This window comes from Sorangium sp. So ce185 (assembly GCF_051526825.1).
Taxonomy (GTDB): domain Bacteria; phylum Myxococcota_A; class Polyangia; order Polyangiales; family Polyangiaceae; genus Sorangium; species Sorangium cellulosum_D.
On sequence record NZ_CP150316.1, the window covers coordinates 5,675,347 to 5,693,839 of the forward strand.

13 protein-coding genes are annotated in these 18,493 nt (G+C 72.9%); 9 read left to right on the forward strand and 4 right to left on the reverse strand.

Annotated features, from left to right (window positions below):
* Positions 1–50: 50 nt before the first annotated feature.
* Both WMF26_RS20805 and WMF26_RS20810 read left to right on the forward strand, forming a co-directional pair.
* Positions 51–962, forward strand: a complete 912-nt coding sequence (locus WMF26_RS20805; protein WP_438001754.1) for an esterase/lipase family protein — start codon at positions 51–53, stop codon at positions 960–962.
* A 14-nt stretch (positions 963–976) separates the two neighbouring features.
* On the forward strand, positions 977–2,020 hold the full coding sequence (locus tag WMF26_RS20810; RefSeq protein WP_438001755.1) for a lipase secretion chaperone: 1,044 nt from the start codon (positions 977–979) through the stop codon (positions 2,018–2,020).
* 183 nt (positions 2,021–2,203) lie between these two features.
* Here the strand turns inward: WMF26_RS20810 and WMF26_RS20815 are convergent, their stop codons facing one another.
* Complete coding sequence (locus tag WMF26_RS20815; RefSeq protein ID WP_438001756.1) at positions 2,204–2,806, reverse strand: hypothetical protein; 603 nt, start codon at positions 2,804–2,806, stop codon at positions 2,204–2,206.
* Positions 2,807–3,337: 531 nt separating this feature from the next.
* Between WMF26_RS20815 and WMF26_RS20820 the strand changes: the two genes are divergently transcribed.
* Positions 3,338–3,745, forward strand: a complete 408-nt coding sequence (locus WMF26_RS20820; protein WP_438001757.1) for a hypothetical protein — start codon at positions 3,338–3,340, stop codon at positions 3,743–3,745.
* A 90-nt stretch (positions 3,746–3,835) separates the two neighbouring features.
* Positions 3,836–4,342, forward strand: coding sequence for a hypothetical protein (locus WMF26_RS20825; RefSeq protein WP_438001758.1), 507 nt, complete (start codon positions 3,836–3,838; stop codon positions 4,340–4,342).
* Between the two features lie 155 nt (positions 4,343–4,497).
* Here the strand turns inward: WMF26_RS20825 and WMF26_RS20830 are convergent, their stop codons facing one another.
* From WMF26_RS20830 to WMF26_RS20840, 3 genes are all read right to left on the reverse strand, one after another.
* Complete coding sequence (locus WMF26_RS20830) at positions 4,498–6,168, reverse strand: S28 family serine protease (protein ID WP_438001759.1); 1,671 nt, start codon at positions 6,166–6,168, stop codon at positions 4,498–4,500.
* 235 nt (positions 6,169–6,403) lie between these two features.
* Positions 6,404–7,168 carry a hypothetical protein gene (locus WMF26_RS20835; RefSeq protein WP_438001760.1) on the reverse strand — a complete coding sequence of 255 codons (765 nt, stop codon included), beginning with the start codon at positions 7,166–7,168 and terminating at the stop codon, positions 6,404–6,406.
* Positions 7,169–7,260: 92 nt separating this feature from the next.
* On the reverse strand, positions 7,261–8,829 hold the full coding sequence (locus WMF26_RS20840; RefSeq protein WP_438001761.1) for a GMC family oxidoreductase: 1,569 nt from the start codon (positions 8,827–8,829) through the stop codon (positions 7,261–7,263).
* Positions 8,830–9,654: 825 nt separating this feature from the next.
* On the opposite strand from WMF26_RS20840, the gene WMF26_RS20845 reads away from it, so the two are divergent.
* Genes WMF26_RS20845 through WMF26_RS20865 form a run of 5 tightly spaced genes read left to right on the forward strand, consistent with a single transcriptional unit; the run spans position 9,655 to position 18,493 of the window.
* Positions 9,655–12,453, forward strand: a complete 2,799-nt coding sequence (locus WMF26_RS20845) for a DUF2169 family type VI secretion system accessory protein (protein WP_438001762.1) — start codon at positions 9,655–9,657, stop codon at positions 12,451–12,453.
* Positions 12,450–14,321 (forward strand): type VI secretion system Vgr family protein, encoded by a 1,872-nt coding sequence (locus WMF26_RS20850; RefSeq protein ID WP_438001763.1) that lies wholly within the window; start codon positions 12,450–12,452, stop codon positions 14,319–14,321. The genes WMF26_RS20845 and WMF26_RS20850 overlap by 4 nt, the downstream gene beginning before the upstream one ends.
* Positions 14,318–16,744, forward strand: coding sequence for a pentapeptide repeat-containing protein (locus WMF26_RS20855; protein WP_438001764.1), 2,427 nt, complete (start codon positions 14,318–14,320; stop codon positions 16,742–16,744). The genes WMF26_RS20850 and WMF26_RS20855 overlap by 4 nt, the downstream gene beginning before the upstream one ends.
* Entirely contained in the window at positions 16,731–17,810 is a 1,080-nt protein-coding gene (locus tag WMF26_RS20860; protein WP_438001765.1) for a pentapeptide repeat-containing protein, read from the forward strand. The genes WMF26_RS20855 and WMF26_RS20860 overlap by 14 nt, the downstream gene beginning before the upstream one ends.
* The gene (locus WMF26_RS20865) at positions 17,807–18,493 is read left to right on the forward strand and encodes a DUF3540 domain-containing protein (RefSeq protein ID WP_438001766.1); all 687 of its coding nucleotides are present in this window, start codon (positions 17,807–17,809) and stop codon (positions 18,491–18,493) included. Before WMF26_RS20860 ends, WMF26_RS20865 begins: the two co-directional genes overlap by 4 nt.

The following is an 18,493-nucleotide window of genomic DNA, read 5'->3' on the forward strand; positions in this document are numbered from 1 at the left end:
GTGCGGCCGGCGCTGCCGTCCTGCTGCTCTCGCAAGGATGCGTTGCGTCGATGGATGAGGCGGCGGGCGAGGAGCGCGCCGACGTCGGCGAGGCGGCCCTGGCGCTGAAGAGCTATGCGAAGACGCAGTATCCGATCGTGCTCTGTCACGGGATGGCCGGCTTCAAGGCGATGTTCGGTGTGGTCGACTACTTCGGTGGGATCGCGTCGACGCTGCGCTCCGGCGGAGCCGAGGTGTACGCCACCTCCGTGCCCCAGTTCGACAGCACCGAGGCGCGCGGGGAGGCGCTGCTCGCCCAGGTCGAGGATATCGTCGCGCGCACCGGGAGCGGGAAGGTCAACCTGATCGGGCACAGCCATGGCGGGCTCGACGTCCGGTACGTCGCCGCGGTGCGGCCGGATCTCGTCGCCTCGGTGACCACGATCGGGTCGCCGCACCAGGGGGCCGAGCTCGCCAGCTATCTCCAGGAGAACCTGCGCGACGGCGGCTTCGCCCAGGGGGCGCTCTCGTTCCTCGCCAACGGCCTGGGCACGGTGCTCAGCCTGCTCAGCGGTCACGTGGCGCCTCAGGACTCGATCGCCGCCGTGAGGTCGCTCTCGGCCGAGGGGATGCGCGAGTTCAACGCGCTTTACCCGGCCGGGCTGCCCGCCGACCGGTGCGGGCAGGGCGCCGCCGAGGAGAACGGCGTGCGCTTCTTCTCGTGGTCGGGGACCGGGATCATCACGAGCCTCCTCGATCCGACCGACGTGACGCTCGGGCTCATCTCCAAGCTGTACTCGGAGTCGAACGACGGGATGGTGGGCAGGTGCAGCGCCCACTTCGGGGAGGTGGTCCGCGACGATTACGGGATGAACCACCTCGACGAGGTGAATCAGCTGTTCGGGTTTATCAACCTGTCTGGCCCGAACCCGAAATCCGTGTTCCGGGCGCACGCGAGCCGCCTGAAGAACCTCGGTCTCTGATCCGGTGAGGGCCCGTGGAGCGTCGTAGAAGGAACGTCCTCGTCGCGGCGATGGCGGTCGCCGCGCTGCTCGGCGCCGGGCGGCTCCTCTCGCGGGAGCGGCCCCGACCGGCCGCGTCCGCCGCGCGGACGAGCGGGCTCTGCGCGCGCTCCCTCCCGGCGGAAGCGCGGCCGGCGCTGTCGACGGCTGCGGCCCCCGCGCGCGTCCGGCAGGCGCTGTCGGTCGCGCCCCCCGCGGCCGCGCTGCCGCGGACGGCCGCGGCGCCGTCGCTCCGCGGCACGGACGTCGACGGCGCGGTGCTCGTCGACGCGAACGGCGATCTGATCGTCGGGCCCGAGCTCCTCGCGCTGTTCGACTACTTCCTGAGCGCGACCGGCGAGGCGCCGGCCGCGGCGATCCGCGCCCGCATCGTGGCGGCGATCCGGGAGCGCGCGGAGGGGCCCGCGGCGGACCAGGCGATCGCCCTGCTCGACCGGTACCTCGGCTACCGCGAGGCGGCCGGCGCGGCGCGCGCCGCGCAGGCGGCCGATCCGGCCGAGCGGCTCGCCGCGCTGCGCGAGATCCGGCGGGCGCACTTCGGCGACGAGGTCGCGGCGCAGCTGTTCGGCGACGAGGAGCGGGAGGGGGAGGCGGCGATCGAGGCGTCGCGCGTCCTCGCGGACGCGACCCTCTCGCCCGAGGAGCGCGACGCGCGGCTCGCCGAGGTCGAGGCGGCGCTGCCCGAGCACCTCCGCGAGGCGCGGGAGGCGGCGGTGCGCCCGCTCGTCCAGCAGGCCGAGGAGCAGGCGCTCCGCGACGCGGGCGCCTCGGACGAGGAGCTCTACGCGCACCGGGTCGCAACCGTGGGCTCCGCGGCCGCGGACCGGCTCGCGGAGCTCGACCGGCAGCGGGCGGACTGGCAGCGGCGCCTCGACGCGTTCGAGGGCGCGCGCGCGGAGATCGAGGCGACCGAGGCCGATCCGGAGGCGCGCCGCGCCGCCGAGGAGGCGCTGCTCGCGCGCGCGTTCACGCCCGAGGAGCGGCTGCGCGTGCGGGCGATCCTGGGCCTCGCGCCGTGACCCGCGCGCCGGCGGGTAGTGGTCAACTTTGCCCAGAGAGAGTCCACATGAAGGCGGGAAGGCGGGAAGATCATGAAGGATTTCTTCCCGCCTTCCCGCCTTCATGTTCAAATTTGACCAGTACGCGCCGGCGCGCCGCGGGCGCTCCGCGATCCGGGCGCGGGCGGGGACCTCGATCCGCGGCTACATCGAGCCGTGGATCGAGAGCCCGAGCCCGTCGGGGGTGACGACCGGCGCTGCGCCCACCTGGAGCACGCTGCCGCGCTTCATCGGCACGCGCACCTGCCGCGGCATGGCGATGCCGCCGAGCAGCATCCCGAGGCCGACGGCCTGGCCGGCGCCCAAGACGGAGAGGCCGACCGCGCCTGCCGCCGAGTGCCGCCCCGTGCCGAGGTGGATCCAGGGGCCGGCGAGGGGGATGAGCAGCGTGGTGGGGCTCGCCGAGGCGCTGTCGCGCTGCCGGACGAGGGAGCACGCGCACTTGGTGCAATGGGGAACGAGCCGGGAGTGCGGCCGCTCGAGGCTGAGCGCGGCGCCGTAGATGGCCGACGCGGTCCAGAAGCCGCCCAGCGTGGACGCTCCGGCGACGATCCAGCGCCGCTTCTGGGGGTTCGCGACGTAGGTGGAGGCGGCCTGCTGCGCGCCGATCGAGGCCCGCTGCGGCCCGAGGCGGCCTTGCGCATGCGCATGCGCCTGCAGCGAGGTGGCCTGTGCGGCGTCGCCCGCGGAAGCGCTGGAGATGCCGAGACAGAGGCCGAGCCCGAGAAGCCCGGCGAGCCCCCCCACGACGCCTCTCCCTCTTGTTGACCTACCGCTGTTTCTCCCCGTCTTCGAAGTCCGCATGAGCCCCTCCCGGTGCCACGAAGCGCGCACCTGCGCTGGGGAGAGCAAGCCGCGGGCCCTCCGGGAGAGGCCTCTCGCGCCGGGGGGCGCGAAAGCCCGAGATCCGCGCCGCGCAGGCACAGAGAGCACAGAGGGCACGGAGAGCACAGAGGCTCTCTGGGATTCTCTCCGAGTCCTCTGCGCCGCCGGAATTCCTCTTGCTGGAGGGGAGACGCCGGGTCGTGCTCCGGGGAGGACCTGGAGAGAGGCGCTCGCGGCGAGGTGCTTGACTTCCGAGGGGGCCTGTACCTTGGACTCGCTGCGGGAGATCGAGAAGAACGTGGCCCGGGTCCAGTCGACGATCCCGGGCAACCTGGGCTGCGCGCCGATCGCCGAGCGCGGGATGGTGCCCGAGCCGCCGGGGCAGGGGAGGGGCTCACCGAGGAAGACAGCACGAAGGCCGGCGAGTACAAGCACGAAGACCACGCGAACGTCATGATCGATCTCCTGGTCATGGTCATTCGATGCGACGTGACGCGCGTCGTCACCCACATGCTCGACGACGCTCGCTCCGAGCTCGAATACCGGTGCATCCCCGAGGACGTCCGCGCCAAGGTCGGACTCGCGCACAGGCCCGAGAGCGGCCTGCACTACCACGCCTCCCAGCACGGCGCCGGCACCCTGGACCGCGCGACCGAGGGCGGCCGATACAGGATCATCGAGGAGAGCAACCTCGATTTCGCCGCCATCAACTGCTGGCTCGGCCAGAAGACCGCGGCGCTCGCGGCGCGGCTCGACGCCATCCGCGAGGGCGACGGCAAGTACTATGGGCTCGGCGTGGCGTCGTTCGGCGACGATCTCCGCGGCGAGCCGAACCGACTGCTCGAGGAGATCCTGCGGTAACCGCGCTCGCGCTCGCTCGCCGAGCGGACGAACGCGGCTTTGACGGCCTTCGGTCCGCGGATTGCTAAGCCGCGGGGCGGGAGGTTTCTCATGACACAGTCCGCGATCTATCCGAGCACCGAAGACATGCTGTCGCCGGAGGTGACCAGGCCGGGCGCCGCCGCGCCGGCGGTCCAGAGGAACGCTGCGATCCCCTCCAAGCTGCTCTTCGGCGTCCTGCCCATCCGGCGCCTCGTCCCCCAGGACGTCCACTCCGCCCTCGATTACTCGAACGGCCTCGTGGTGGCCCTGGCCGGCCTCGCCTCGAACCGACGTGAGGCAAAGGTCGCCGGTGCGATCCTCGGCGCCTCGGTGATCTCCGTGTCCCTGCTCACCGACTACCGGATGAGCCTGGCCAAGCTGATCCCGATCCAGGCGCACGAGGTGCTCGATTATGTGTGGAGCGCCTCGGTGATCGCGGCGCCGTTCGCGCTCGGGTACACGAAGCGCGCACCGCTCGCCGCCTTCGTCCAAATTGCCACAGGGGCCGCCAACATCCTGGGCTCGATGTTCACCGACTACCGCGCGGCGCGGGGGAGCATGCAGTCGGCCACCTAGCTCCGCCCGTCAGGAACTCCGCCCTCTAGGACGGGCGACTGAGTAGTGGTCAAATTTGAACATGAAGGCGGGAAGGCGGGAAGAAAACCTTCATGATCTTCCCGCCTTCATGTGGACTCTCTCCGGGCAAAGTTGATCACTACCGGCGACTGCGGTCAGCGCCGCATGATCCACCGACGGCCGCGGAGCAGCATGCGGGGCGCACGCGCGCGCGCGCGGTCGACGTCGATCGGCGGGACACCCGCCCACGACGCGAGCGCACCGAAGGCGATATCGCGCTCGGGCGGCGAGAGATCGCCCAGGCTGGAGAGGTGGTTTCCATCCGGCACGACGAAGCGGTGCGTGTCCCGAGCCTCCCCGACGTCGAAGGCGGCGGCCGTGTACGGGTCGTTCTCGCCGTAAAGGAACATCAGCCGCTCGCCCTCGGCGGTGAGCCAAGCGGAGATGTCCCGCATCGCCCCGGGATCGAAGACCGGATCCTTGCCGGGTCCAGGGACGATGAACGACGTGGCCGTGTCGGCGTCGGGGTACACGAGGAGGTCGGCGAGGTGCTCCGTCGCGATCGCCGGATAACCAAGCTGGACCGCAGCTTGCCAGTAGTACGGCTCGTACACGAGGAGGGAAGCATCGCTGTAGAACGAGGGCTGGCTCACCGTATCGAGGAAGGCCCAGACGTCCTCGTCGTCCGACGCCGCGGTCGGGACGGCGCCGCAGAGGGTCGCGTCCATGTACTGCCAGAAGGCAAAGACGGAGTCGACCACCGCGGTCTCCAGGACCCTCTCGATGCCGAGCAGGTCGTAGGAGAAGCCCTCTGCCGCGGCATCGGCCTCCATGCGCGCCAGCATCGCCGGGCGCCGCAGCAGCACCTCGCGCTGGAACTCCCGGAGCGCGCCCTGGCAGGCCGCATCGCCGCGCTCGGCCAGGAACTCGAGGTAGCGCGGGTCGGGGTTGCCCATGCTGTGCGGCGCCACGTAAGCCACGGTGCCGTCCACGTCGTCGGGATAGAAGCGACGATGGTAGATCGAGGTCATACCGCCCTTGCTCCCGCCGGTGGAGATCCACTTGCCCTCGTAGAAGGGCCTCAACGACGCGATGACGTGGTGAATGTCCGCGGCGGCTTGCTCGATGGTGAGCTGCGACCAGTCCGCAGGCTCCGGGCGGGAAGGCGTGAAGAAGCGGTGCTCGACGCGGATCTGGTTGCCGGCGAGCAGCTCGGTGGGCTCGTCGAGCCACTGGTAGTCCGGCCAGAGGTTGTAGCCTTCCGTCGCGATCACCACGGGCGCGGCGGGGTCCCGGTGGTGGAGCACAAGGCGCTGGCGAAACCGCGCGCCGTCCGGCTCATCGTGATCCGCAGGCTGGTCGATCTCCATGACGAAGTAGCGGTAGCCCGGAAGGCCCGAGTCCTGCTCCTCGACCGTGAGCCCCTCGACGGCCTGGAGCTGATCGAGGATGTCGTCCGAGCTATGGGGGTCCGCGCCGCCCGCGCCGCCGCCGCCCTCGGCCTGGGGGTCTGCGCCGCCCGCGCCGCCGCCGCCCTCGGCCTGGGGGTCTGCGCCGCCCGCGCCGCCGCCGCCCTCGGCCTGGGGGTCCGCGCCGCCCGCGCCGCCGCCGCCCTCGGCCTGGGGGTCCGCGCCGCCCGCGCCGCCGCCGCCCTCGGCCTGGGGGTCCGCGCCGCCCGCGCCGCCGCCGCCCTCGGCCTGGGGGTCCGCGCCGCCCGCGCCGCCGCCGCCCTCGGCCTGGGGGTCTGCGCCGGCATCATCCCCGCAGGCGACAAGCGAAAAGGTGGCCGAGGTGAAGGCGAGAAAGATCAGGTATCGGGTGCGCATGACGGCCGAGCCTACAGGAACGAGGCGCTCGTTCCGAGGGACGCCGCCGTCGGGAAGCTGCCTTCACGACCTGGTCGCGCAGCCAGCGCTGCGCCGGCTCGTTCTGCGCGCGCCGACGCCAGATCAGCGCGAACCAGAAGCTGGCGAGATCGAGCGGCGGCGGGTGCACCGTCGGCCCGAGCGGCGCCATCCGCAACCACCGCCTGACATCATCGCGCGCGGCCCCCGCCGTGCCTCACCGCAGGCAAAGTTCCTCGACGAGGCGGCGCATCGCGGGGTTCACCTCGAAGTACCGCTCCACCCAGCGCAAGAGCGAAAGCGCCGACTCCGGCGTCCTCTCGTAGCCCTGCATGAACGAGGCGAAATCAGCCGTCATGTCCGGATACTGCTGCTCGATGCGCCGCTCGCGACCGAACGGATCGCGGTGCACCGGCTCGGGCGTCCTGATGTGCGGGAGCAGTTCCATCACCCGATCGACCGCGTATCCCTGCACGAACCGGTACGCCGAGAGCTTCTCCCCGCGTCGATACCGGCACAGGCCGACGTACAGGTTGGTCACCAGCTCGCCCACGTTCCACGCGACCGACCGCTCCTCTCGATCTCCGATCTCCTGGGCCGGGATCCGCAAAGACGCATCGCAGTCCCGCGCCTTCCAGACGAACCGCCCCTCGGCATAGCGCACCTTGGGCAGCTCCTCTGGCTCGTATACCTCGAGCTCGCAGAAGATCCCGTCCTCGTAGAGCAGCTTGTAGCCGTGCGGCGTGTTCTGGAAGCACCACGCCACGGGATGGGCCGCGCTCATCCAGCGAAGATCGCGGAGGAGCTCAGCCTTGTGGCCGGGGCGCACGACGGCGTAGAAGTCGAGGTCCGAGTACCTGTCGGCCCGCGCGGTCTCGACGCCCAGCGAGCCCAGTCCGATCAACGCGAGCGCCTTGCCGCTGCTCTCCAGCGAGCGACCGATCGCGTCCAGCCGCTCGTGTAGCTGCTCCGGTCGATTCATGACGTTCCTCCCGCGCTGCTGCCCATGCACTCCACAGCTGGCCGCTCCCCCAGACAGTCACGCTGCGCGCGCTGGTCCGCGTCCGCCGCCGGCTACACCGCGCCCTCGCGGAGCCACTCGCCGAAGCGCTCGCCGATCATCAGCGCGGTCAGGTTCGTGTTCACGCTCGGGATGGTCGGCATGATGCTCGCATCCGCGACGATCAGGCCCTCGACGCCGCGCACCCGCCCGCGCCCGTCGACCGCCGCCGCCGCGTCCCCCTCGGGCCCCATCGGGACCGTCCCGCACGGGTGATACCCGGAGCCGCAGCTCCGGGTGATCCACCGCTCCAGCGCCTCGCGCCGCAGCAGCGTGCGCTCCGTGGGCCACAGGAAGAAGCCGAGATCGCGCATCGGCGCGGTGCGGGCGACCTCGTACGCGAGCACCAGCGCGTCGACCGCCCGCGCGCGATCGTCGCGGTCGACGAGCATGTTGGAGACGATGCGCGGCCGCGCGTGCGGGTCGGCGCTCAGGTACTCGATGCGGCCAGCGCCGCGCGGCTTGCCGATGCAGCACGCGATGGCGAACGCCGGGATCGTGAGGCGCGGGTGCACCGGGAAGAAGGAGCCCGGCTGGAGCTGCATGTCGTTCGGGTACGGGCTGCCGCGCGACGTGTAGCGGAGCACCGTCTGCACGAGCGGCTGGCGCAGGACGTCGATCAGCCCGCGGCGGCGCGGCCACAGGCCGATGGCCGCCCCCGGATGGTCGAGCAGCCGCGCCCCCACGGCGGGCACGTCGGACACGGGCTCGACCCCGAGCCGCGCGAGCTGGTCGCGCGGCCCGATCCCGCTGCGCAGCAGGATCCCGGGCGTCGCGATCGCGCCCGCGCTCAACACCACCTTCCGCGTCGCGACGACCTCGACGCGCCCGTCGGTCTCGACCTCGACCCCCTCGACGCGGCGATTCCGCACCAGCACCCGCCGCACCGTCGTGCGCGGCCGGAGCCGCAGGTTCTCCCGCCGGCGCACCTCGGCGGTCAGGTAGCAGCGCGCCGCGCTCATGCGCTGGCCGTCGATCTTGTTCATCGCGTGCGGCCCGACTCCGTCGGGCGCCTGCGGATCGTTCGTGTCCGCGCACTCGCGGTAGCCGAGCGCCCTGCACCCGTCGACGAACGCCGCCTGCCACGGCACGAGCTCCTCGCGCCGCGCCCGGCGGATGGGCACCGGGCCGCCCTTGCCGTGCCACGGCTCGCCGAAGTCGCGGTCGTCCTCGAGGCGCTTGAAGTAGGGCAGGCAGGCGTCGAAGCCCCACTCGGGCAGGCCGAGCGCGGCCCACTCGTCGTAGTCGTACGGCATGCCGCGGATCGCGATGCACGTGTTCACGGCCGACGAGCCGCCGACCACCTTGCCGCGCGGGAACAGGAACATGATCTGCCCCGGCGTCGGCCGGTGGCGGTAGCCCCAGTCGTGCGCGAGCCACGAGTTGCGCGTGCCGTCCCGCAGGTCGGCGGGCAGGCGCGCGTGGTCCGGGTAGTCCGGGCCCGCCTCGAGCAGCAGCACCTCGCGATCGGCGCGCTCCGTGACGCGCGCCGCGATCACCGCGCCGGCCGAGCCGGCGCCGACCACGACGAGCTCTGCGGCGCCAGCCGGGCCGGGCGAAGAGGGCAGCGACGATCGAAACATCTTGGAAACTCGACCTACACGGGATCGCGCCGCCGGGCAACGAACCCTCGCTGAGTAGAGCTCGAGCCTCCTTGAGGTGAGCGAGTGCCTCCTCGACCGTCTCGCACTGACTTGCGACCTCGATCTCGAGGCAGGCCCTGGCGCGCCACGTCCGGCTCGGGCGCTCGACGGCCGTGCCGAGGTAGTCTTCGAGCTCGCCGCGGTCGTCGGCGTCGGGCACCTCGGCGGCGGCCGAGAGCGCCCGCGGCTGCCACCGGTGCGCGAACCAGAATCGCACGGCCCTCGAGCGTCATCCTCAGCGAGGCGGCGCTCATCCCGAGGTGGGCCGCTGCCTGCGCGAGGATCTGGGCGCGCTCCGCCCGGGCATGGTAGTGGTCTGGACCCGCGGCGAGCCGGGCTCGTGGCAGGGTCACGTCGGCGTCGTCTCGCACGTGGAAAGGCAACCGCTTCTGGTCGATCGAAGGCAACGCGGGGGCGATCCTCCGAGACAGCAGCCTGCTTTCAGCACATGAGGACGGCACACCTCACCCGACGAGGCCGATCTCCGGCGCAGCAAGGGGATCACGGAGTGGCACATTACCTGCGAGAGTGTCCCTCTGCCATGCACCCAGGCAGCATCGATAACGCGATCCCACCGGAGCGGAGTCGGATCGGATCAACACCGGTGGGCGGGCGGGTGATGTCTGTGTACGCGGCAGTCTGCACAGCGCGCAGCGCAAGTGAGGTAAGGTGACGACCTCCCTGCAAATGTGGCCAGTCCGCGTCATCCCCCTCGGCGAAGCCGCCTGTGGGACGCGGCTGTGGAGCAGTCGCGGGCACCTGCGCGTGACGGCGGTCGTCAAGGGCACGTTCGCCCTCGTGAACGGCGGGCCGATGACGCCGATGGCGGCCGCGCCGGTCGTCCGCGACGACGAGCACGAAGGCGATGTCCCCGAGCGCAGCCTGCGCGCCGCCGGTGAGCTGGCGCCGCACGTGCGCAAGGTGGATGTCCTGCTCACCGGCGACGCGTACGCGCCGCCGGGTCAGAGCGCGAGCGCGGTGACTGCCCGGCTGCGCCTGCTGCGTGACGGCGCGGTGCTGATCGACAAGGCGATCCAGGTGCAGGGCGAGCGCGCCGAGGAGGGCGCCGATCCGCGGCCCTTTCAGCGCATGCCGCTGGTGTACGAGCGCGCGCTCGGCGGTCCCGGCACGGACAACCCGGCGGGCGTGGGGCCGGAGCGCTCGCCGAACCTGCTCGATCCCGAGGGGCGGGCGCTGCCGGCGGGCTTCGCGCCCATCCCGTGCGTCTGGCCTTCGCGCGCCAGGCTGCTCCGCGACGTCGACATCGCCGCACTGGAGGCGCTGGTCCCGACGCTCCAAGCGGACTTCCCCTGGGCCTACTTCCAGGCGGCGCCGGCCGATCAGCGGCTCGACAAGCTGCGCGGCGACGAGTGGATCGTGCTCGACGGCCTGCACCCGGAGCTGCCGCACGTGGAGACGCAGCTCCCGTCCGCGCGCGGCGTCGCGCGGCTCTATGGGCCGGCGCACGATCTCCAGGCGGGCAAGCCGATCGAGCTCTGGCCCGACCGGGTGCACATCGACACGCTGGCGCGGAGCTGCACGATCCTGTGGAGCGGCCACTTCCCGGCCACGGGGCTCGATCTGCGGTCCCTGCAGATCACGGCCGGGATCGAGCTGCCGGAGCGACCCGTGGCGTGGCCGGTGACGGCGCCCGAGCGGCCCGCGCCCACGACCATCAGGATGAGCGCGAGCGAACTGGCGAAGCAGCTCGCCGCCCGCGGCTTCACGATGCCCGACCCCGAGGGGCCTCCGGCGGCTGCTGCGAGGCCGCTGCCCGGCCGGCCGCCACGGATCGACGTCGCGCCGGAGGCCGAAGCGCCGCCGGCCGCCGACGGGTCGACGATGGTGCTCCGCCTCGAGGAGACCGCGCAGCGCCGGCCCGAGGGCGCGCTGCCGTTCAAGCCCCGGCCGGAGCCGAGGCAGGAGGAGGCGGGTCAGGCGACGCTGCGCCTGCGATCGGGGGAAGAAGCGCTGCGCGTGCCCGAGGACGCGCTCCCGTTCCGGCCCGGAACGCCGCGGGACGAGGCGGCGAGCAGGCGTGAGGAGCCGAGGCAGGAGCAGACGGCGGGTTCGGCGACGCTGCAGCTGCGGTCGGGAGAAGGCGCGCTGCGCGCGCCCGACGAAGCACTCCCGTTCCGGCGCGAGCCGGAGCCGAGACAGGAGCAGACGGCGGGCTCGGCGACGCTGCAGCTGCGGTCGGGAGAAGGCGCGCCGCGCGGTCCCGCGCTGCCGTTCCAGCGCGAGCCGGAGAGGCCGAGCGCGCCTCCGGCGGTGGCCCTGTCGTCGCTCGCGGCCGAGCCGCCGGTGGTGGCGCCGCCGGTGGTGGCGCCACCGGCGTTCCTCGCCCCGCCGCCCGCCGTGGCGCCGCCGGCGTTCCTCGCGCCGCCCCCAGCAGCGGCGGAGCTGCTCCCAGCGACAAGCTCGTACGCACCTCCACCGACATCGACCGCCCCCGCATCCCCCGCCGCCGACCCGCCGCCCACCGGCCTCCGCGCCATCGTGCTCGCGCGCATCGCCGCCCGCGAGCCCCTGCTCGACCTCGACCTCGTCGGCGCGGACCTGCACGGCCTCGATCTCACCGGCGCCACGCTCGCCAAGCTCAACCTCACCGGCGCCAACCTCGGCCGCTGCAAGCTCGCGCGCGCGCGCCTCGGCGCGGCGCAGCTCGCGGACGCCGACCTCAGCGGCGCCGACCTCACGGACGCGGACCTGAGCGACGCCGATCTCGGCCGCGCGGTGCTGGCGAAGGCGCAGCTCGACAGGGCCGTGCTCACCGACGCGAGCCTCGCCGGCGCGGCGGGGCAGGGCGCGAGCTTCCACGGAGTGACGGCGGCGCGCGCCACGTTCGCGCGCGGAACATGGGACGAGGCCAGCTTCGCGGGGGCCGACATGGCGGCCGCGGACTTCACCGCGGCCTCGCTCGCGGGCGCGCGCTTCGAGGGCGCGAACCTGGCCGCGGCGTGCTTCGACGAGGCGCGCGCTCCCGGTGCCGTCTTCGAGCGCGCGCGCCTCGCGCAGGCGCGGGCCACGGGCGCGGCGTTCGCGGGGGCCTCGCTGGCCGAGGTCGACGCGCCCGGATCGGTCTGGGAGAAGGCGACGCTCGACCGCGCCTCGTTCGCGGGCGCCGACCTGAAGGGCGCGAACCTGCGCCGCGCGCGCTGCGCCGGGGCGAGCTTCGCGCGCGCCTCGCTCGGCGGCGCCAACCTGCAGCGCCTCACGGGCGACGGCGCCGACCTGCGCGAGGCCCGGCTCGAGGGCGCGGACCTGCGGCAGGCGCGGCTCGAGGGCGCGGGCTTCGAGCGCGCCGTGCTGCGCGACCTCTCGGCGACCAAGGCGGAGCTCGCCGGCTGCCGCTTCGATCACGCCGACCTCGCGGGCGCGAGCCTGCGCGGGGCGCGCCTCGCCGGGGCGAGCTTCGCGCGCGCGGACCTCGAAGGCGCCGACCTGCGCGACGCCGACCTGGCCGGCGCCAACGTCTTCGGAGCGTCCCGCAAGACCGCCAAGCTCGGCACCAACCCCCGCGGGCTCGTGGAGATCGACCCCGGCGAACGGAGCGACGGATGAAGGACCTTTTCACCATTCAATCGAGCGCGCTGCCCGACACCACGACGGTCGCCGCCTTCCAGGGGAGCGAGGGCATCTCGCGGCTCTACGCGTTCGAGATCTTACTCTTGGTGGGCGCCGAGGGGCGAGAGCTCGACCTCGGCGACGTGGTCGGCACCAGGGCCACGCTCCAGGTGGATCGCGAGGACGGCCGCCCGCCCTTCGCCCTCCACGGCGTCCTCGCGGCGTTCGAGCTGCTCCACGAGACCGACGAGCACTCGCTGTTCCGCGCCACGCTGGTGCCGCAGCTGTGGCACCTGACCAAGACGCGCCACAGCCGCATCTTCACCGACATGAGCGTCCCCGAGATCCTGCGCGAGGTGCTCGAGGACGGCGGCCTGAACAGCGGCGACTTCGCCTTCGAGCTGCTCGAGCGCTACCCGCCGCAGGAGCACGTCTGCCAGTACCAGGAGAGCAATTTCGACTTCATCACCCGCTGGATGGAGCGCGAGGGGATGTACTACTACTTCCGGCACGGCGAGGCCGCGGAGCAGCTCGTCATCACCGACAACAAGTCGTTCCAGTCCGAGGTGGACGGCAGGGGCGTGCGCTTCTTCGCGCTCGGCGGCAGCGACGTCACGGCGGGCGAGGCGCTCAACACCTTCACGTGCAAGCACCAGGCGCTCACCGGCAGCGTGCGCCTCCGCGACTACGACTACGGCCGGCCGACGCTCGACGTGTCGGGCAGCGCCGCGGTGTCGCGGGTCGGGCTCGGCGAGATCAACGTGCACGGCGGGCGCTTCTTCTCGCCGGAGGAGGGCAAGCGCCTGGCCGCGATCCGCGCCGAGGAGCTACGCGCGCTGGAAGTGGTGTACCGCGGCGCCGGCGGCGCGCTGGGCCTGCGGTCCGGCTACCGCTTCAAGCTGCGCGAGCACCCGCGCGCGGCGTTCGACATGGAGTACCTCGCCGTCGCCGTGGAGCATCAGGGCAACCAGGCGATCGCCGACCCGGCGCTGCGCGCGCTCACCGGCGTCGAGGGCTCCGAGGGGTACCGCGTGGAGGTGCAGGCGATCCCTGCCAGCGTGCAGTTCCGCGCCGAGAGCCGGACGCCGTGGCCGCGCATCTACGGCTCCGAGAGCGGCACCATCTGCGGCCCGGCGGAGAGCGAGTACGCGCAGATCGACGACGCCGGGCGCTACCGCGTGAAGTTCCACTTCGACGAGAGCGACCTCAAGGACGGCAAGGCCTCCACCTGGGTGCGCATGCTCCAGCCCCACGGCGGCAGCATCGAGGGCTGGCACTTCCCGCTGCGCAAGGGCACCGAGGTGCTCTTCACGTTCCTCGGCGGCGATCCGGACCGGCCGGTGATCGCCGGCGTCGTCCCCAACATGCTCACGCCGAGCCCCGTCACCCGCAGCAACGACACCACCAACGTCATCCAGACGGGTGGGCGCAACCGATTCGAGCTGGAGGACAAGGCCGGCCATCAGCGCATCACGCTGCAGACGCCTTACTGCAACACCGTGCTGCGCATGGGCGCGCCCAACGACGGCCACAACATGATCCTCAGGACCGACGGGAGCTCGCTGTCCCTGACCGGGGGGATCTCCGACGAAGTCGTGTTCGGGCGCAAGACCGGCGTGTTCATCGGCGGCAAGGCCAACCTCACCATCGGGGCCACGGCCGAGCTCTTCATCGGCGCCACGGTCTCCGCGAAGCTCGCGGGAAGCTTCTCGTACAACACCCTGAACGTCTCGGGTACGGAGGTCTCGATCTCGGAGACCGGGACATCGCTCAGCCACACCTCGCTCGACCTGAAGGACCAGGCCCTCGCCCTCGCGCACGCCGGGCTCCACCTCACCATGACCAGCTTCTTCATCGTCTCATGAAGGCGATCAAGCCGCAGAAGCTCAGCGTCTTTTACCGCACGTTCGAGGCAGCGGGGCGCGTCGAGCTGTGCGTGACCGTGCTGCTCGCGGCCCCCTTCGACGCGCCCGAGAGCCCGCTGCACGAGGCCAACCTGTGGAAGCTGCTCGCCGCGGAGCTGGGCCCGGACACGCCGCCCGACGCCGGCATGCCCAAGCCGCGCGCCGAGGTGCTGGTGATCGGGCAGGCGTACCCGCAGGGCGAGGAGCGGCCGCTGCGCCTTTCGCTCGGCCCCATCGACAAGGCGATGCGGGTGAGCGGCAAGGCGACGGGCTTCGGGCCGCTCGACGCGATGGCGCCCGAGCGCGTGGCCAGGGCCGGCACCTACGACGACGCCTGGCTCGAGGAGCGATCGCCGGATCTGCCGCTCGACTTCGACCCCGCCTATCACAACACCGCCCCTGCGGATCAGCAGCTCGACGAGCCCTTCGCGGGCGGCGAGCCGTTCACGCTGGAGCACATGCACCCGGACCAACCCGTGCTCACGGGGAGGCTCCCGCGCCTGCGGCCGCGCGCCTTCGTCAAGCTGCGCGAGGGCGAGCTGCGCGAGGTCCCGATGCGCTTCGAGACGGTGCAGCTCTTCCCCGCGGCCGAGCGCATGCTGCTGCTCTTCCGCGGCGTCACCCCCGTCGCCGAGGACGACGCCTCCGACGTGCTCCAGCTCATCGCGGCCTGCGAGGCCCCTGGTTCGCCGCGGCCGCTCGCGCACTACCAGGCGGTGCTCGCCGAGCGCCTCGACAGGAAGCGCGGCGCCCTCGCCGCGCTGCGCGACGGCGACCTGATGCCGCCGGGCCCGGCCGCCGAGGTGGCGCTCGACGAGCTCACCGACCCGGACCTGGCCGTGCAGAGCGAGCAGCTCAAGGCCAGGAACATGCGCCGGAAGACGGCGCGCCAGCGCGACGAGGTGCGAGCCCGCATCCAGGCCGCGGGTCTCGACCCGGACGAGCACCTCCCCCTGGCGCCGCCCGCGGAGCCCGGGCCGAGCGCGACGGCGCCCACGCTCGACGAGATCGAGGGCATCCTCGCCCGCGCTCAGAAAGACGCCGCCAGGCGAAAGGCCGAGGCGGCCGAGGAGCGCCTCGCGACGGAAGCGGAGGCGCGCCGCCGGGCGCAGGCGGCCGGCATCGACTACGACAAGGCGCTGCTCGAGCAGAAGAAGCAGCAGGGCGGCCCTCCGAAGTTCTCGGCGGAGGCCGAGAACGAGCGCCTCCGCGACATGCTGCAGCTCGCGCAGAACGCCGGCACGCCCCTGCCCGCGGTGGAGGCCCGGCTCGCAGACCCGCGCCTGCGCGAGAAGCTCCAGGCCGTCGAGGAGCAGCTCCGCGAGCAGTACCGCGCGGCCGCGCACCGCCTCCCTGCCGCGCCGCCCGCCGCGGCGTCCGTCAGCGAGCGCGCGCGCGTCGAGCTGCCGTCCGGCGCGCAGGGCGGCGTCAGCTTCGCCGGGCGCGATCTCACCGGCGCCGACCTCGCGGGCCTCGATCTGCGCGGCGTCGACCTCGGCTCGGCGTTCCTCGAGGGCGCGAGCCTGGCCGGCGCCAACCTGAGCGGCGCCAACCTCTCCCGCGCGGTGCTAGCGCGCGCCGATCTCACCCGCGCCGATCTCACCGGCGCCAGGCTCGCGGGCTGCAACCTCGGTCAAGCTTCGCTCACCGACGCCGACCTCGCGGGCGCCGATCTCACCCGCGCGGTGCTCGCGGGCGCCGATCTCACCCGCGCCCGCTTCCGCGGCGCGCGCCTGCACGGCGTCGATCTCGAGGAGGCGATCTTCGACGACACGGATTTCGGCGGCGTCGCCGCCACGAGCCTCACCTTTCTCAGGTCCGAGCTGCGCGGCATCAAGCTCGCGGGCGCGTCGCTCGTGAAGTGCAGCTTCATCGAGGTCGATCTCCGCGGCGCCGACCTGACCGGCGCTGACCTCAGCGCCGCTACCTTCGTCACCGCCGACGCGGCCGGCGCGAGGCTGCGCGGCGCCACCCTGACCAGGCTGCGCGCCGTGCAGGGCTCCTCGTTCGAGGGCGCCGACTTCACCGGCGCCGCCCTGGAGGGCGCCAACCTGCGCGGCATGAACCTCGCCGGCTGCAGCTTCGCCCGCGCCCGCCTCGGCGGCGCCGACCTCTCCGGCTGCGATCTGCGCGGCGCCCGCTTCGACCGCGCGATCGCCCACGAGGCCCGCTTCACCAAGGCCGACCTCTCCGGGGCGAGGCTGGTCGACGCCAACCTGATGCTCGCCCTGGTCGATCGCGCCAACGTGCGCGGCGCGAGCTTCCGCGGGGCGAACCTCTTCCGCGCCGACCTCTCGAAGATCGAGGCCGACGACGCGACCGTGCTGGACGAAGCGAACCTGACCCGGGCCCGGGTCACCAGGAGGGCGCGTGCAGCGAGCTGAGCTGATCGACCTGATCCACAGCGGCGAGATCGTCACCGGCGCCGATCTCGCGGGCGCCGATCTCGCGGGCGCCGATCTCCGCGGCGCGATCCTGGAGGACGTGCGCCTCCAGGGCGCGCGGCTCGCGGGCGCGAACCTCAAGGAGTCGCTGCTCACCGGCTGCGATCTCGCCGGCGCCGACCTCACGGGCGCGAACCTCACCCTGGCGGTCTTCACGCGCTGCTCGCTCGCCGGCGCCGCGCTCCGCGACGCCACGCTCCTCAAGGCCAAGCTCCTCGCCTCGAATCTGGCGCGCGCCGATCTCACCGGCGCCAAGCTCGCGCTCGCGTTGCTCAACCAGGTCGACCTCGGCGCCGCCTGCCTCGCCCGCACGAACCTCGATCGCGCGGCCATCCTCGACGCCGTGACCGCTTCGCTCTCGCTCGCCGAGGCGAACCTCAAGCAGACGGTGCTCCACAAGGCCGACCTCACGACCGCGTCGCTCTCGGGCGCCCGCTTCGAGCTGGCCATGCTCGCCGGAGCGCGCCTCGCTGGGCAGAGCCTCGCCGGGTTGGAGATCCTGATGACGCAGCTCATCGGCGCCGATCTCTCGGGCTGCGATCTGTCGGCTGCGACCCTCACGCAGAGCAACTTCACCGGCGCGAACCTCGCCGGCGCGAACCTCAGCGGCGCGCGCGCCGGGCGCGCCCTCTTCACCGGTGCGAAGCTCGCGGACGCCAACCTCGCCGGCGCGCACCTCCTTCAGTCGATCTTCCTCCGCGCCGATCTCTCGGACGCCGATTGCTCCGGCGCCAACCTCGATCGGTCCGTCCTCGCCGAGGCCACGTGCCTCGGCACCCGCTTCGACGGCGCCAGCCTGCGCCACGCCGACCTCTCGCGCGCCGACGTCGCGCGCGCCGTCTTCACCGGCGCCGCGCTCGGGCGCGCGCGCCTGCACCGCGTCATGGACGAGGACACCGAGTGGGGAGATCGCAGCGCGGCGCTCGCCGACGACGCCGAGCTCACCGCCGCGGAGCTGTGGCAGCCCAAGGAACGAGCACCGGCACGAACGAACGGAGAAACATGAGCAACCTGGCGCGCAAGATCCACATCCACAACGACGACGACGAGCCCGGCCCGCTCGCCGACCGCGCCGTGCAGGAGACCGGCCGCGTCCTCGCGCTGCGCGACGACGGCGCCGTGGTCGTCCGCACCGCCTCGGGCAACCACGAGGCCCGCCGCGCCGTGAGCTGCCTCATCGCCGCCGAGGTCGACGACCTCGTGCTCCTCGCCCGCTCGCCGCGCGATGGCGCCTTCGTCCTCGCGGTGCTGCGGCGCGATCCCGCCGCGGCGAAGACGATGGCGGTGGACGGCGACCTCGACCTGCGCCTCGCCGGCGGCCGCCTCCGCATCGCCGCGCAGCAGGGCGTGGAGGTCGCGGCTGGCCGCGAGGTGAGCGTGGTCGCGCCGGTCCTCCGCGCCGACGCCGACGAGGGCCACGTCACCGTGCGCAGCCTCTCCTTCCTCGGCGATCTCGTGCGCGCCGAACTCGGCGCCGTGAAGCTGCTCGCCGCCCGCGTCGACTCGGTCCTCGAGCGCCTCTCGCAGCGCGTCCAGCGCTCGTACCGCACGGTCGTGGAGACCGACCAGCTCCGCGCCGAGCGCATCGACTACACCGCCGAGAAGACGGTCCGTGTCCACGGCGAGCACACGCTCCTCACCGCCGAGGAGCTGGTCAAGGTCGACGCCGAGCAGATCCACCTGGGCTGA